Source organism: Streptomyces sp. JLBJ103, assembly GCF_058215575.1.
In genome coordinates this window covers 7371884-7386292 of record NZ_CM177089.1, presented here as the reverse complement: position 1 = coordinate 7386292, position 14409 = coordinate 7371884, and the positions used below count along the sequence as shown (strand labels likewise).

14 protein-coding genes and 1 pseudogene are annotated in these 14409 nt (G+C 68.8%); 8 read left to right on the top strand and 7 right to left on the bottom strand.

The window, feature by feature from the left end:
• The first annotated feature begins 143 nt into the window (after positions 1 to 143).
• From AC4BEG_RS31955 to AC4BEG_RS31925, 7 genes are all read left to right on the top strand, one after another.
• Positions 144 to 1889 carry an ABC transporter substrate-binding protein gene (locus tag AC4BEG_RS31955; RefSeq protein WP_490707273.1) on the top strand — a complete coding sequence of 582 codons (1746 nt, stop codon included), beginning with the start codon at positions 144 to 146 and terminating at the stop codon, positions 1887 to 1889.
• 18 nt (positions 1890 to 1907) lie between these two features.
• Positions 1908 to 2861, top strand: a complete 954-nt coding sequence (locus AC4BEG_RS31950; RefSeq protein WP_490703139.1) for an ABC transporter permease — start codon at positions 1908 to 1910, stop codon at positions 2859 to 2861.
• Complete coding sequence (locus AC4BEG_RS31945) at positions 2858 to 3844, top strand: ABC transporter permease (RefSeq protein ID WP_490703138.1); 987 nt, start codon at positions 2858 to 2860, stop codon at positions 3842 to 3844. The genes AC4BEG_RS31950 and AC4BEG_RS31945 overlap by 4 nt, the downstream gene beginning before the upstream one ends.
• A complete protein-coding gene (locus AC4BEG_RS31940) occupies positions 3844 to 4878 on the top strand; it encodes an ABC transporter ATP-binding protein (protein WP_490703137.1) in 1035 nt (344 codons plus the stop codon). Before AC4BEG_RS31945 ends, AC4BEG_RS31940 begins: the two co-directional genes overlap by 1 nt.
• Positions 4875 to 5897, top strand: a complete 1023-nt coding sequence (locus tag AC4BEG_RS31935) for an ABC transporter ATP-binding protein (protein WP_490703136.1) — start codon at positions 4875 to 4877, stop codon at positions 5895 to 5897. The genes AC4BEG_RS31940 and AC4BEG_RS31935 overlap by 4 nt, the downstream gene beginning before the upstream one ends.
• Before the next feature lie 77 nt (positions 5898 to 5974).
• Positions 5975 to 6943, top strand: a complete 969-nt coding sequence (locus tag AC4BEG_RS31930) for a LysR family transcriptional regulator (protein WP_490703135.1) — start codon at positions 5975 to 5977, stop codon at positions 6941 to 6943.
• Positions 6944 to 7066: 123 nt separating this feature from the next.
• Positions 7067 to 7474, top strand: coding sequence for a VOC family protein (locus AC4BEG_RS31925; protein WP_490703134.1), 408 nt, complete (start codon positions 7067 to 7069; stop codon positions 7472 to 7474).
• A gap of 69 nt (positions 7475 to 7543) precedes the next feature.
• Here the strand turns inward: AC4BEG_RS31925 and AC4BEG_RS31920 are convergent, their stop codons facing one another.
• The 3 genes from AC4BEG_RS31920 to AC4BEG_RS31910 all read right to left on the bottom strand — a co-directional run bounded on the left by AC4BEG_RS31920 (position 7544) and on the right by AC4BEG_RS31910 (position 9296).
• The gene (locus AC4BEG_RS31920; RefSeq protein ID WP_490703133.1) at positions 7544 to 7813 is read right to left on the bottom strand and encodes a hypothetical protein; all 270 of its coding nucleotides are present in this window, start codon (positions 7811 to 7813) and stop codon (positions 7544 to 7546) included.
• Complete coding sequence (locus AC4BEG_RS31915; RefSeq protein ID WP_490703132.1) at positions 7810 to 8445, bottom strand: nucleotide-binding protein; 636 nt, start codon at positions 8443 to 8445, stop codon at positions 7810 to 7812. The genes AC4BEG_RS31920 and AC4BEG_RS31915 overlap by 4 nt, the downstream gene beginning before the upstream one ends.
• Positions 8446 to 8585: 140 nt before the next feature.
• Entirely contained in the window at positions 8586 to 9296 is a 711-nt protein-coding gene (locus AC4BEG_RS31910) for an NPP1 family protein (protein WP_490707272.1), read from the bottom strand.
• 382 nt (positions 9297 to 9678) lie between these two features.
• Here AC4BEG_RS31910 and AC4BEG_RS31905 point away from each other — a divergent pair, with 382 nt between their 5' ends.
• On the top strand, positions 9679 to 10506 hold the full coding sequence (locus AC4BEG_RS31905) for an alpha/beta fold hydrolase (protein WP_490703131.1): 828 nt from the start codon (positions 9679 to 9681) through the stop codon (positions 10504 to 10506).
• 22 nt (positions 10507 to 10528) lie between these two features.
• Here the strand turns inward: AC4BEG_RS31905 and AC4BEG_RS31900 are convergent, their stop codons facing one another.
• From AC4BEG_RS31900 to AC4BEG_RS31885, 4 genes and pseudogenes are all read right to left on the bottom strand, one after another.
• The gene (locus AC4BEG_RS31900; RefSeq protein ID WP_490703130.1) at positions 10529 to 10984 is read right to left on the bottom strand and encodes a MaoC family dehydratase; all 456 of its coding nucleotides are present in this window, start codon (positions 10982 to 10984) and stop codon (positions 10529 to 10531) included.
• 25 nt (positions 10985 to 11009) lie between these two features.
• A complete protein-coding gene (locus tag AC4BEG_RS31895; RefSeq protein WP_490703129.1) occupies positions 11010 to 12506 on the bottom strand; it encodes an acyl-CoA synthetase in 1497 nt (498 codons plus the stop codon).
• A 14-nt stretch (positions 12507 to 12520) separates the two neighbouring features.
• Positions 12521 to 13387, bottom strand: coding sequence for an amidohydrolase family protein (locus AC4BEG_RS31890; protein ID WP_490703128.1), 867 nt, complete (start codon positions 13385 to 13387; stop codon positions 12521 to 12523).
• Positions 13384 to 14361, bottom strand: a pseudogene (locus AC4BEG_RS31885) (SDR family NAD(P)-dependent oxidoreductase). The gene AC4BEG_RS31890 and the pseudogene AC4BEG_RS31885 overlap by 4 nt, the downstream one beginning before the upstream one ends.
• Positions 14362 to 14409: the final 48 nt, after the last annotated feature.

Here is a 14409-nt window from a genome sequence, read left to right as displayed (position 1 = left end):
CCCCGCCCGGCCCATGAATGCCCCTCCCGGACACAGCTGGGTAAAGGAGCGGGCGACACCTTGCGCAGTACAATTTCACATTACTATGTTACGGGTCACATTCCAGCCCTCCCCGCTGTCCGACTGTTCCCGGAGTGACCACGATGAACAAGCACACCTGTACCGCCATCGCCACCGCACTGATGGCGACCCTCGCGCTGAGTACGGCCGGCTGCTCCGGCGGCGGGCGTTCGACGGAGGGCAAGCACGGCAAGAATCCCGCCCTCACCAACCAGGGCGCCGTCGTCGGTGGCACTCCGAAGAAGGGCGGCACCCTGACCGTGCTGTCCAACCAGGACTTCACCCACCTCGACCCCGCCCGCAACTGGGTGATGAACGATATGGAGTTCGGCACCCGGCTGCTCTACCGCACCCTGGTGACCTACAAGGCGGCCCCCGGCACCAAGGGCAGTGATCTGGTTCCCGACCTGGCCACCGACCTCGGCACCTCCTCCAACGGCGCCAAGACCTGGACCTTCCATCTGAAGAAGGGCATCCGATACGAGGACGGCACACCCGTCACCGCTAGGGACGTGAAGTACAACGTGGAGCGGTCCTTCTCACCCGACCTGCCGGGCGGCGCCGACTACGCGGCCCGCTATCTCGCCGGCGCCAAGGGCTACCAGGGACCGGCCCAGGGCAAGCACCTCGACTCCATCAAGACGCCAGACGACCACACGATCGTCTTCGAACTGCGCAAGCCCTTCGCCGAGTTCCCCAACGCGACCGTGATGCCGACCTTCGCGCCCGTACCGAAGGCGCGGGACAAGGGGCCGCGCTACGACAGCCGACCGTTCTCCTCGGGGCCGTACAAGATCGAGTCGTATGGGCGCGGCAAGAAGCTCGTCCTGATCCGCAATCCGCACTGGGACCCGAAGACCGACACGGTCCGCAAGGCGTATCCGGACAAGCTGGTCGTGGTGATGGGCCTGAAGGCCAACCAGGTCGACGACCGGCTCATCGCGAGCCGGGGCCCGGACGCCTCCTCCGTCTCCTGGCAGGCGCTGCGGCCGGAGAGCGCGGCCAAGGTGCTGCCGGACTCCGCAGTCAGAAAGCGCCTTCTCGCGGAGTCCACCAACTGCACCGACATGGTGCAGATGCACACCGGGCGCGCCCCGTTCAACGACGTCAGAATACGCCGGGCGGTGCAGTACGCCCTCGACAAGGACACCGTCCTGACCGCGTCCGGCGGGCCCGCCTTCAACGACCTGTCCACCGCGTACATGCCCGCCACTCTCTTCGACGGCAAGCAGCCCGACACCCTGAAGATCCCCGCCGAGGGCGATGTGGCCAAGGCCAAGAAGCTGCTCAAGGAGGCGGGCAAGCCGAACGGCTTCTCCACCGAGATCACCGTCTCGTCGGGCGACAAGGGGCGCGCCGAGGCGATTCAGCAGTCCCTCGCCAAGGCCGGGATCAAGGTCACCATCGACACCGTCGACCCGTCCGCGTTCTACGCCACCATCGGTGACACCACGCACCGCACCGACATCGTCTACACGGGCTGGTGCCCGGACTACCCCTCCGGTTCGACCTTCCTGCCCTTCGTCTTCGACGGCCGCTCCATCAAGGAGAAGGGCAACTCGGGCAACCACTCCCTCTTCCGCGACAAGGCGACGATGAAGCGGATCGACGAGATCGCGGCGATGACCAATGCCAAGGCGGCGAACAGGGCCTGGCAGGAGCTGGACGGGGAGATCCTCAAGAAGGCGCCGACCGTACCGGTTCTGGTGCGCCGCTGGCCGCTGGTGCTCGGCACCAACATCGCGGGCGCGTACGGACAGACCTCCTTCGGCGGCCAGCTCGACTACGCCTCCGTCGGCCTCAAAGACCCGTCGGCAAACCAGAACTGACGGGACGTCACAGCCATCATGTCCTCCACCGCGTCCACCTCCGCCACCACGGCCACCGCCCCCAGGACACCCACGGGCAGCGGCCCCTGGCAGCTCGCCCGCCGGGAACTGCGCCGCCGGGCATCCGTGAAGGTCTCCCTGGTCATCGTCGCCGCCTTTCTGCTCATGGCGGCGGGCGCACCGCTGCTGAGCACACTCGGCGGCTGGTCACCCGACGAGTTCGACAAGTCCGCCGTCGACCCCTACCTGGGCGGCAAGCCCATCGGACCGCTCGGCGGTATCTCCGCCGACCACTGGCTCGGCGTCGAACCGGTCACCGGGCGGGATCTGTTCGCCCGGGTGGTGCACGGCGCCCAGGTCTCCCTGCTGATCGCCCTGACGGCCACCGCGATCGTCGTGATCGCCGGAACGGCGGCCGGGATCGCGGCCGGCTACTTCGGGGGCCGCACCGACACCGTGCTCTCCCGCCTGATGGACCTCACCATGTCCTTCCCGTCCCTCATCTTCATGATCGCGATGATGTCGGTGGCCAAGGACGTCAACCGGATCGTGCTGATGATCGCGGTCATCGGCCTGTTCGGCTGGCCCGGTGTCGCCCGCGTGGTGCGCGGACAGACCCTCTCGCTCAAACACCGCGAGTATGTCGACGCGGCCCGCGTCGGCGGCGCCGGCTCCTGGCGGATCCTCACCCGCGACATCCTGCCCGGGGTGGCGGGCCCCGTGATCGCGTACACCACCCTGATCATCCCCGGCATGATCTCCACCGAGGCCGCTCTCAGCTATCTGGGCGTCGGCGTCCGTCCGCCCACTCCGTCCTGGGGCCAGATGATCGCCGAGAGCGTCTCCTTCTACGACACGGACCCCATGTATTTCGTCATCCCGAGCGCCTGCCTCTTCCTGACCGTGCTCGCGTTCACACTGCTCGGTGACGCCCTGCGGGACATCCTCGACCCGAGGGGAAGCCGCATATGATCCTCTACACCCTGCGGCGGCTGGCCGGTGTCATCGGTGTGCTGATCGCCGTCGCCGCCGTCACCTTCACCATTTTCTACGTCCTTCCCTCCGACCCCGCCGCCGCGGCCTGCGGCAAGTCGTGCAGCACCGAGCGCCTGGAGGCGATCCGCGCCCATATGGGTCTCGACCGGCCGCTGGCGCGGCAGTTCTGGGACTTCGCGAGCGGCATCTTCACCGGCCGCACCATGGGCACCGGTCAGTACGCGCTGCGCTGCGACTTCCCCTGCCTGGGCTACTCGTACGAGAACAGCGAGGCCGTCTGGGACCTCCTGATGGACCGGCTCCCCGTCTCCGCCTCGCTCGCCCTGGGCGCGGCCGTGCTGTGGCTGGCACTCGGCCTGACCGCGGGCGTGGTCGCGGCCCTGCGCAAGGACACCCTCACCGACCGCGTCCTGATGGTCGGCGCCGTCGGCGCCGCCTCGCTGCCGGTCTACTTCACCTCGATGATGCTGATCTACGGCCTCATCCGGGTGGCGGATCTGCTCCCGTACCCCAGTTACGTCTCCTTCGCCGACGACCCCGGGGGCTGGGCGTCCAACCTGCTGCTGCCCTGGCTGGCCCTCGCCATCCTCTACGCGGCCATGTACGCGCGGCAGAGCCGCAGTTCGATGATCGAGACGATGGCGGAGCCGTACATCCGCACCGCCCGCGCAAAGGGCCTGCCGCGCCGCACCGTTGTGGTCAAGCACGGTCTGCGCTCCGGCATGACGCCAATCCTCACCCTCTTCGGCATGGACCTGGGCGGTCTGCTCGCCGGTGCGGTGATCACCGAGTCCATCTTCGGACTGCCGGGCATCGGGCGGCTCTTCTACGGGGCCCTGTCCTCCGGCGACCAGCCGGTGATCCTCGGTGTGACCCTGCTCGCCGCCGCCTTCATCGTCGTCGCCAACCTGGGTGTCGACCTGCTGTACGCCGTCGTCGATCCGCGAGTGAGGCTGTGATGACCGCCGAAGCCGCACCCCTGCTGTCCGTGAGGGACTTGACGGTCACCTTCGCGACCAAGGACGGCCCGGTACGCGCCGTCGACTCCCTCAGCTTCGCTGTCCACCGCGGACAGACACTCGGTATCGTCGGTGAGTCCGGCTCCGGCAAGTCCGTCACCTCGATGGCGGTGATGGGCCTGCACATCGGCGCCGAGGTCACCGGCTCCATCACCCTGGACGGCCGGGAGCTGGTCGGACTCGCCGAGCGCGAGCTGAACCGGCTGCGCGGCCGGAAGATGGCCATGATCTTCCAGGACCCGCTGTCCAGCCTGCACCCCTACTACACGGTCGGCGAGCAGATAGCGGAGCACCACCGGGTCCACTTCGGCTCCCGCCGCGCCACCGCCCGGCAGCGCGCCGTGGAGATGCTGGCCGAGGTCGGCATTCCGGAACCGAAACGCCGGGCGGGCGAGTACCCGCACCAGTTCTCCGGGGGCATGCGCCAGCGGGTGATGATCGCCATGGCGCTCGCCTGCGAGCCGGAACTGCTGATCGCGGATGAGCCGACCACCGCCCTGGACGTCACCGTCCAGGCCCAGATCCTGGAGCTCATCGCCCGGATCCAGCAGGAGCGCTCCCTCGCCGTCGTCATGATCACCCATGACCTCGGGGTGATCGCCCGCGTGGCACACGAGGTCCTGGTGATGTACGGCGGCCGGGTGGCCGAACAGGCCCCGGTGGAGACCGTGTTCGCCGCCCCGGCCCACCCCTACACACAGGGCCTCCTCGACTCCCTGCCCCGCCTGGACGACGCCGAGGACGCCCCGCTGCGGACGATCCCCGGCAGCCCGCCGTCGCTGCTCGCCCCCGCGCCGGGGTGCGCGTTCGCACCGCGCTGCCCGCGGGCTGCCGCGGCCGACACCGAGGCGAGGGAACGCTGCGAGCGGGTCAGGCCCCGTCCGGTCGCGCCCGACGGGCACGCCGTGGCCTGCCATCTGCCGCTGCGCCCGGCCACCGCCCCCATGGACCACATCCGGAAGGTCACCCCATGACGCCCGCCGACACTCCGCACGCTCCACCCACCGCACCCCTGTCTCCCCCTGCCGGTCCGCTGCTCTCGGTGCGCAACCTGACCAAGACCTTCCCCGGCAGACGAGGCCGTTCGGCCCCGGTACGGGCCGTCGACCGCGTCAGCTTCGATGTGGCGGCGGGCGAGACCCTCGGCCTGGTCGGGGAGTCCGGCTGCGGCAAGTCCACCACCGGCCGGATGATCGTGCGGCTCCTGGAACCGACCGGAGGCTCGGTCACCTATGACGGCCGCGACATCAGCCACCTCGCCCAGCGCGAGCTGAGGCCGCTGCGACGGGAGATCCAGATGGTCTTCCAGGATCCGCACTCCTCCCTCAACCCGCGCCAGACCGTGGCCCGGATCATCTCCGATCCGCTGCTGGTACAGGGAAGTTCGGCCGTTGACGCACGCCGCAGGGCCGCCGAGCTGATGGAACTCGTCGGGCTCATCCCCGAACACATCGACCGCTATCCGCACGAATTCTCCGGCGGGCAGGCCCAGCGCATCGGCATCGCCCGCTCTCTGGCCACGAGCCCCCGCCTGGTCGTCGCCGACGAACCGGTCTCCGCGCTCGACGTCTCCGTACAGGCACAGATCGTCAACCTGATGGAGCGGCTGCAACGCGAACTCGATCTCTCCTACCTCTTCATCGCGCACGACCTCTCGGTGGTCAAGCGGGTCTGCGACCGGGTCGCCGTGATGTATCTGGGCCGCATCGTCGAAATCGGCCCCAGGGAGCGGGTGTACGCGGCCCCCGCCCACCCCTACACCCGGGCCCTGCTGTCCGCCGTACCCCTGCCCGATCCGGTCGCCGAGCGGAGCCGCGAGCGGATCACCCTGCTCGGCGACCCGCCGAGCCCGGCGGCTCCCCCGCCCGGCTGCACCTTCCACCCCCGCTGCGCCAAGGCCCAGGAGATCTGCCGGTCCGAGGCGCCGGCGCTGAGCATCGCGACACCCGGCGAGCCACGTCAGGTGGCGTGCCACTTTCCCGAGGCCGCCTGAGAGGACACGGCTGTGCCCTGGGCCAATGGCACAAGACACAGGACACAGCCGGTCCTCGGCGCCAGGAGGAATGGCCCATGGATCTGGAAATACGGCATTTGCGAGTGGTGTGCGCCGTCGCGGAGGCCGGCAGCCTCACCCGCGCCGCGGCGTCGCTGGGGATGACCCAGCCGGGCCTGAGCGCCCAGGTGCGGCGTATCGAAAGGCACCTCGGAGGCGCGCTGTTCGAGCGTGGCCGCGACGGAGCCGTGCTCACCTCACTCGGCGACCTCGTACTCTCCCGGGCGCACGCCATCCTCCCGGGCATCGACCAGCTCCTCGCGGACACCGACCGCGCCGCCCTCCGCGCAGCCTCCCCGGCCCGCGTCCGCGTCGGCTCGGTCGGCGCCCCGCTCCTGGGCCACCTCCTGCTGGCCGTACGCGACGTCGTGCCGTGGGCCGAGGTGACCGCCCGCTGTCAGTACGCGTCCGCGCCGCTCCTCGACGACCTCGCCGCCGGACGGCTGGAGGCCGCGGTCCTCGGCGACCACCCGGGCCAGGAGCTCGCACCGCGCGACGGCGTGATCCTGCACCCGCTCGTCACGGAACCCGTCTTCGCACTGCTCCCCGCGGACCACCCGCTGGCCGAGCGGGAGGAAGTGAGCCTGACCCGGCTCACCGAGGAGGAGTGGGCCGTACCCCGCCCGGACAGCGACCGCACCCGCGAGTACTGGACCTCCGTCTTCGCCCTCACCGACCGCCGTCCGCACACCCCCTACGAGGCCGAGGGGCGGCAGCTGATCGAGATCATCCGGGCGGGGCTGGCCGTCAGCCTCTGCCAGGCCACGTTCATCGAGATCCCCGGCGTCGCCGTCCGCCCCCTGGCGGGCAATCCGCTCTGGTACCGCCATGTGCTGGCCTGGCGCCGGGACAGCCTCCTCGCCGCACACGGCGAGGCGATCCTGCGCCGGGTCCACGACGGCTATCTGAGCGGCTGCGCGACCGGCACCACGTACACGCGCTGGCGGGAACGGCACCCGCACGCGGTACGCGACGCCCGCGGGTGACACCGCGCCGCGCCGCCATCACGTGCCCGAGAATCTGTCGAAAGATTCCTCTCGGCGAGCGATGAGTTCCGCGGGGCGGCGCGGTCCACCCCTATGCAAGGCAACGGAAGAAGGAGACGGCCCGTGTACCAGCAGATGATCTTCGTCAACCTCGCGACGAACGACCTGGAGACCGCGAAGAAGTTCTTCACCGAGCTCGGCTACTCGATCAATCCGCAGTTCACCACGGATGACTGCGCATGTGTGGTCATCAGCGAGACGATCATCGCCATGCTGCTCACCAAACAGCGCTACCAGGACTTCACCAACAAGAAGATCGCCGACTCCACCACGACCTCCGAGGTGCTTCTCTGCCTGAGCGCCGAGAGCCGCGCCAAGGTCGACGAGCTGGTGGACAAGGCACTGGCCGTGGGCGGCTCGCCCGCGGGAGAAACCCAGGACCACGGTTTTATGTACGGCCGCTCCTTCCAGGACCCCGACGGCCACACCTGGGAAGTGGTGTGGATGGACCCGGCAGCCGTCGAGGGCTGAGCTGCCCCCGGACACGCGGACGAAGACGCTCCGGCCACCCCGACGCGGCGGGGTAGGCCGGAGCGCCTGTCACGGCGTCGTGCGTCCGGTGCCTCCGACGGATCGGGACACCCCGGCGGCGGCATCGGCCAGGGCGCGCAGAAAGGTCGCGCCGACGAGCACCAGCGCGGAGATCGGCAGACTCACCCACCGTGTCAGATCGCGCCGGGGGTCCGGGGCCACCTCGACGGTCACCCGGAAGTATCTGCCGTGCAGGGTGGTGACCTCGGCGGACTGGGGTTCAGCAGAGTCCTGCTCGCGCTGCAACACCGCGCGGTACCTGTCCTTGCGCTGATTCATTCCGCGTCCTGACGCTTGATGAGTTCTTCGGCGAGTTCCATGTACGCCGAGCCCTTGACCTTCACCGGGCTCCCGAACGACTGGGAGTAGAGGTCGAGCCGCGCGATCTGCGTTCCGAGCACTTCGAAGCCTCGCTCGCTGAGCGCCTCCCGAGCGTCGGCGTCGGGACCGGTGCGTGTGGCGTCGGGGCGGTTGGTCCGATTCAGCAGGACCGCGGTACGGGCCGGTGTCGTGCGCAAGGACTGTACGTCGCCCAGCTCGGACCGGATGGGTGCCATCCGGTCCAGCTCGATAGGAGCGGGGGTCACCGGTACGATCCACTCCCCCGCGTACCTCATGATGCTGCGGGCAATGCGTGGATGGTCCTCCAGCTGCGGCGCGTCGAGCACCACGGCCTGCCGATTGCCGAGGAAATCGTTCACACGACGGTGCACATCGCCCACCGGCAGAGCGACGACGGGAAACGGAAAGCCATCGGCCAATTCGCTCCAGCGCAGCGCGGAGCCGGCCGGGTCACCGTCAACGAGCAGCGGTGAGAGACCCGACTCATGGAGCGCATGGGCCAGCCACACGGCACTCGTCGTCTTTCCGACTCCGGGCTTGAGGTTGACAAAAGCAAAGCTCAGCGACACGAGAGTCAACGATAACGAGTGTGATCAAATAATTATGAACGACGCCAGGGCGGAGTCCTGGCGTTCACTCGTACGCAGTCAGCGAGGACCGTGAACGGTCCGCTGGAACAACCGGCGGACCGTTCACGGGAAGAGCGAGGTCAGGCGTTGGGGTCGAACGGGATATCAGAGGGCTTGGCCGCGGCGAGGTTGGAGGTGAACTGACCGTCCTTGATGCCGAATGTGGCATTGCCGAAGTCGGCCTGGCTCAGCTTGTCGCGGATTCCGGCCGGGTAGCCGTCCCAGCCGACCAATGCGGGGAACTGCCACGCCCCCTTGTGGTTCTCCACCTGGTCATCCGCCGCGTTGGCGGGGCGGAAGCAGTGCGTCGAGATGCCGTCCTTGTGGTAGACGACCTTGGGATGCGTACCGTCAAAGTTGATCTGGGAGCGATCGTAGGTATTGAATTTGCCGTGCGCTGACGTCGAAACGTACTGGGCCTGATCGTCCTTCACCCATACCACGACATGCTCCCAGTCATGCCGGTGCCCGGCACTTCCACCGCCGAGCGAAGCCTGGTCCTTCTCGAAGTAGAGGGTGTACATGATCGCGCACCACCCGTTGTTGCATTTCTGGCGCGAGTAGGAGTTGGTGTTGTCGAGATCCGACGCGTCGCGGCAGTTCCCGTTCATGTCCCCGCCGAGCTTCAAGCCCGGGGCCACCGTGCCGTCGGGTCCGATGGCGGGCGTGGGGTAGCAGCCGTCCGTGTCGTAGTCGAAGGCGGGCTGGAATGTCCGCTCCGCGTCGCCCGCATTGCCGGGGAGCGCCGAGGGCGGGTCAGCCAGCGCGGTGGCCGGGAACGCGGCGACCAGCGCGACGGCGCCGAGAAGGCCGTACCCCGCGCGTGATGCCGTGCGGAAGCGCCCATTTCCGCTCGTGGCCGGAGGTGCGCCGGCCTCGGCCGTGCCCTTCGCGGAGTCTCTACGAGATAACACCGTCTTCTTCTCCTCAATGACGGGATCTGTCTGTCCCTGGTGGCATGTCCGGCACGCTGCCGCGCCGTGGCGGACAGAAGTTGACCACCGCCCATCATGAGTACGCGACGACGCAGCCCCAAGTCGGCGTCGCCGCTGCCCCCTTGCCAGGGACGCTCCTCCCGCTCGTTACCTCCGGCGTAATCGACGCTGTGACTCCGCTGGACGAGAGTTGTCACAGCGCAACGGAACCTCATCGACAGGGAAGGACTCGCCCACCATGCCGTACTTCGAAGGATTTGACGGGACACGCCTGTTCTACACCGACTGGGGTCGGGGCAAGCCGGTGGTGTTCGTGTCAGGGGCCTGGCTCAGCAGCAGCTCATGGGAGTTCCAGATGCTCCCGTTGTCCGAAGCGGGACTGCGCTGCGTCGCCTTCGACAGGCGGGGGCACGGCCGCTCGGACTGGGTCGGCCACGGCTTCGACTACAACACCCTCGCCGATGATCTCGCGGCGCTGCTCGATCACCTCGACCTCCGCGAAGTGACCCTGGTGGCACACTCGATGGGCGGCGGCGAGGTGATCCGCTACCTGTCCCGCCATGGCTATGACCGGGTGAGCCGGGTGGCGCTGATCTCGGTCACCGCGCCGTTGATGATCTGGACGCCGGACAACCCGGAGGGGATCGAGCGACGCGTCTTCGACGCCGTGCTGGCGGAGCGGACCAGAGACCGTCCGAGGTGGATGGCCCAGAACGCACAGGCGTTCTTCGCGACGCATCTGGGCAACACGATCTCCACCGAGCTCATCGAGTGGACGGTGCAGCGGTGCCTGGACTGCTCAGCCAAGGCGGCCGTTGAGGTGATCAGGACAGCGTGCTGTACCGATCTGCGCGAGGAGGCCGGTGCGCTCCGGGTGCCGACGCTGATCATCCACGGCGACGCCGATGCCTCCGCTCCCATCGATCTCTGCGGGCGGCGGCTGGCCAAGCTGGTGCCGGACCACATCTACCAGGAGTACGCCGGAGCGGGGCACGGGATCTTCATCACCCACGCCGATGAACTCAACCGAGATCTGCTCGACTTCGTCGGAGACACCTCATCCTGAGGACATGGGCCCATAGGGCCCGTCAGGCATAGAAGCGGGACACGCTTTGCAGTACCGCCGCCGGCTTGGGTTCCCCCTCGATCTCGACCGTCCCGTCGACCGTGATGTGCAGGCCGCCCGGGATCTCCTCGACCTCGGCCAGCCGCCCCGCCAGACGGATGCGCGCACCGACCTTTACGGGAGCGGGGAAGCGGACCTTGTTCAGACCGTAGTTGACCTTGGTCGCGACGCCCTCGACCACGAGCAGTTCGGTGAAGAACGGGATGAACAGCGAGAGCGTCAGATAGCCATGGGCGATCGGGGCGCCGAACGGACCGGCGGCGGCGCGTTCGGGGTCGGTGTGGATCCACTGGTGGTCGCCGGTGGCATCGGCGAACAGGTTGACGCGGTCCTGGGTGATGTCGAACCAGGAGCTGGTGCCGAGGTCGGTGCCCGCGAGGGCTTTGAGCTCGTCGAGGCCGTTGACGGTGAGTGCCATGAGTGCTGGTTCGCCTTTCGGTGGGTCAGTTTCCGTACTGCGCACGGATCTCGTGCTTGGCGAGCTTTCCGGAGGCCGTGCGGGGCAGCCGGTCCACCAGAAGCAGGGTTTTGGGGAGCTTGTACTTGGCGAGCACACCGGCCAGTTGTGCCAGCAGCCGCTGGGGGTCCGGCTCGGTGCCGGGTTCGGGGACGACGAGGGCATGGCCGACCTCGCCCCACTTCTCGTCGGGCACGCCGATGACGGCACACGCGGCGACGCCGGGAAGGGCGAGGAGGGCGTCCTCCACCTCGGCGGGATAGACGTTCTCGCCCCCGGATATGTACATGTCCTTGAGACGGTCGGCGATGGTGACATAGCCGTCGGCGTCGACCCGCGCGGCGTCGCCACTGCGGAGCCAGCCGTCGGTGAAGGTGGCCGCGGTGGCCTCCGGACGTCGCCAGTAGCCGGGGCTGACATGCGGTCCGCGGACCACGATCTCGCCGAGCTCCCCCGGCGCGGCCTCCGACCCGTCCGGGGCCAGCACCCGCGCGTCGCTGAAGAAGTGCGGCACACCGGCCGAGCCCGCCTTGCTGATGGCGTGCTCGGCGTCCAGGAACAGCACACCGGGGCCCGCCTCGGTCATCCCGAACCCCTGGAGCAGGGACAGGCCGCGCCGCTGGTAGACGGCGAGGAGAGAGGTGGGCACCGGGGCGCCGCCGCAGAGGAGTCGGCGCAGACTGGTCAGGTCGGTGGTGGCCCAGCTCGGCTGGCGGGCCATCAGGTCGTACATGGTCGGTACGCCGAACATGCTGGTGATCCGGTGGCGCTCGACCAGCTCCAGGGTTTCGGCCGGATCGAAGGATGCGACGAGGTGGCAGGTGCCGCCCTTGAGCAGGACCGGGAGCGCGAGCATATTGAGCCCGGCTGTGTGGAAGAGCGGCGCGGAGACGAGGGCACGGTCGTCGGCGGTGAGCTCGTGGTCGACAAGTACGTTGACGGCGTTCCAGGTCAGGTTGGCGTGTGTGAGTACGGCGCCCTTGGGGTGGCCGGTGGTGCCCGAGGTGTACATGATGAGGCACATGTCCTCGGGCGCCACCGCCTCGTCGATCGGGGTGGCGTCGGCAGCCGTCAGAAGGGACTCGTAGGAGGGCCCCACCTCGATCGTCCGGAGCCCTCGGGTGTGGGCTCCGGCCTCGGCCTGGTCGGCGTGGCCCGGAGCGTGGATCAGCATCACGGCGCCGCAGTCGTCGAGCTGGTAGGTGATCTCGGGTGTGGCGAGGCGGGTGTTGAGCGGGACGAAGAGGGCCCCCAGCATCCCGGCCGCGAAGAGGGTCTCGAGGAAGGTGGGGTGGTTGGGGCCGAGGTAGGCGACGCGGTCGCCGCGGTGGACACCGGCGGCACGCAGCACATGGGCCAGGCGGGTGGCGCGCTCGTGCAGCTCGGCGTAGCTGATGGTGTGTCCGTCGTGCACAAGTGCGGTGCGGTGGGGGGTGTTACGGGCACGGCGGGCGGGCCAGGAGCCTATTCCCTCGTTGCGCATCGGCGGTTGCCCTCTCAGCCGAGCCCGAGCAGCCGGGCGGCGTTGTCCTTGAGGATCTTGGGTTTGACGGCGTCCTTGATGTTCAGCTTGTCGAAGTCCGCGAGCCAGCGGTCAGGGGTCAGCAGCGGGTAGTCGGAGCCGAAGAGGACCTTGTCCTGGAGCAGCGAGTTGGCGTACTGCACCAGCTGGGGCGGGAAGTACTTGGGTGACCATCCGGAGAGGTCGATATGGACGCCGGGCTTATGGGTGGCGACGGCCAGCGCCTCGTCCTGCCAGGGGAACGACGGATGCGCGAGGATGATCTTCAAGTGCGGGAAGTCGGCGGCCACGTCATCGACGTACATCGGGTTGGAGTACTTCAGCCGGATGCCGCCGCCTCCGGGGGTACCCGCGCCGATACCGGTCTGGCCGGTGTGGAACAGGGCCACCGTGCCGGTCTCCTCGATGACCTCGTAGAGCGGGTAGGCGAATCGGTCGTTGGGGAAGAAGCCCTGGATGCTGGGGTGGAACTTGAAGCCCTTGACCCCGAACTCCTCGACCAGCCGCCGAGCTTGCCGTGCCCCGGCCTTGCCCCGGAACGGGTCGATGGAGGCGAAGGGGATGAGGACGTCCGGGTTGGCGGCGGCCGCCTCGGCGACCTCCTCGTTCGGCACGGGGGGCGTACCGGTGGCGTGCTCGGCGTCGACGGTGAAGACGACGGCGGCCATGCGGCGCTCGCGGTAGTAGGCGGCGATCTCGGGGAGGGTGGGCTTGCGCGCGCCCTCGACCTTGAAGTAGCCGCTGGACGCCTCGTGCAGTTCGTCCGTGAGCGAGGATCCGCCCTCGCTCGACACCTCGGCGTGTGTGTGCACGTCGATGGCGGTCAACCGCTCCACGTTCACGCCGCGCCACCTCCGGGGATGACCGGAGCCGGGATGCCGGTGGTCTGCGGCTCACGGCCGACGGAGGTGGCCCAGCTCGCGGCGATGGCCTCGGGGCTCCAGCCGCCGTCGGCGTAGGCGACCGCGGTCTCTTGCGGATGGGACCACAGGGCCAGCTTGTCGCCGCCGATGCCGATGCACTGGCCGGTGACGGAGCGGGCGGCTTCGGAGGCGAGGAAGGGGACCAGGGCGGCGCAGTCCGCGGCGGTGCCGAAGCCCTCGCCCTTGCGCAGAAAGCCGGGCAGCGGTGCGCCCTGCTTCATGGCCTCGATATACGGGGCGAAGGCGGGGATGGTCTCGGTCATCGCGGTGGCGGCGACCGGAACGATGGCGTTGACGGTGATGCCGGCGCGGGCCAGCTCCATGGACCAGGTGCGGACCATGGCGGCGATACCGGCCTTGGCGGCGGCGTAGTTGGTCTGCCCGAAGTTGCCGCGTTGTCCGGCCGGGGAGCCGACCATGATCAGGCTGCCGCCGTCGCCCTGCTCGCGCATCCGGATCGCCGCGGCGCGGGCACAGGTGAAGGTGCCGCGCAGATGGGTGGTGACCACGGCGTCGAAGTCCTCGTCGGTCATCTTCCACAGCACCTTGTCGCGCAGGATGCCGGCGTTGGTGACCATGACGTCGAGGCGGCCGAACGCGGCGACGGCCCGGTCGACCAGCGCCTGTGCCGCCTAGCTCGTACCGACGGCGACGGCCTCGGCGACGGCGCGGCCCCCGGCCTCGGTGATGCTTGTCGCGGCCTGCTCGGCGGTCCCGGCGTCCAGGTCGTTGACGACCACGGCCGCACCGGCGCGGGCCAGCGCGGTGGCATAGGCGAGCCCGAGCCCACGGCCGCTGCCGGTGACGACGGCGACCTTGCCGGTCAGGTCGATCGGATCCTGCCGTGTCGCCGACCGGTCTTCGGGGTCGGCAGTGGAGTGTTCAGCGTTCATGCAATCGAAGCTAAGAGCAATCATTGTCGCTGTCAATGATTGATGAGA

What these genes read in the sequence shown, in the direction of transcription:
- AC4BEG_RS31955 (WP_490707273.1), top strand. Translation starts at nt 144, where the DNA reads ATGAACAAGCACACCTGTACCGCCATCGCCACCGCACTGATGGCGACC.
- AC4BEG_RS31950 (WP_490703139.1), top strand. Translation starts at nt 1,908, where the DNA reads ATGTCCTCCACCGCGTCCACCTCCGCCACCACGGCCACCGCCCCCAGG.
- AC4BEG_RS31945 (WP_490703138.1), top strand. Translation starts at nt 2,858, where the DNA reads ATGATCCTCTACACCCTGCGGCGGCTGGCCGGTGTCATCGGTGTGCTG.
- AC4BEG_RS31940 (WP_490703137.1), top strand. Translation starts at nt 3,844, where the DNA reads ATGACCGCCGAAGCCGCACCCCTGCTGTCCGTGAGGGACTTGACGGTC.
- AC4BEG_RS31935 (WP_490703136.1), top strand. Translation starts at nt 4,875, where the DNA reads ATGACGCCCGCCGACACTCCGCACGCTCCACCCACCGCACCCCTGTCT.
- AC4BEG_RS31930 (WP_490703135.1), top strand. Translation starts at nt 5,975, where the DNA reads ATGGATCTGGAAATACGGCATTTGCGAGTGGTGTGCGCCGTCGCGGAG.
- AC4BEG_RS31920 (WP_490703133.1), bottom strand. Translation starts at nt 7,813, where the DNA reads ATGAATCAGCGCAAGGACAGGTACCGCGCGGTGTTGCAGCGCGAGCAG.
- AC4BEG_RS31905 (WP_490703131.1), top strand. Translation starts at nt 9,679, where the DNA reads ATGCCGTACTTCGAAGGATTTGACGGGACACGCCTGTTCTACACCGAC.
- AC4BEG_RS31900 (WP_490703130.1), bottom strand. Translation starts at nt 10,984, where the DNA reads ATGGCACTCACCGTCAACGGCCTCGACGAGCTCAAAGCCCTCGCGGGC.
- AC4BEG_RS31895 (WP_490703129.1), bottom strand. Translation starts at nt 12,506, where the DNA reads ATGCGCAACGAGGGAATAGGCTCCTGGCCCGCCCGCCGTGCCCGTAAC.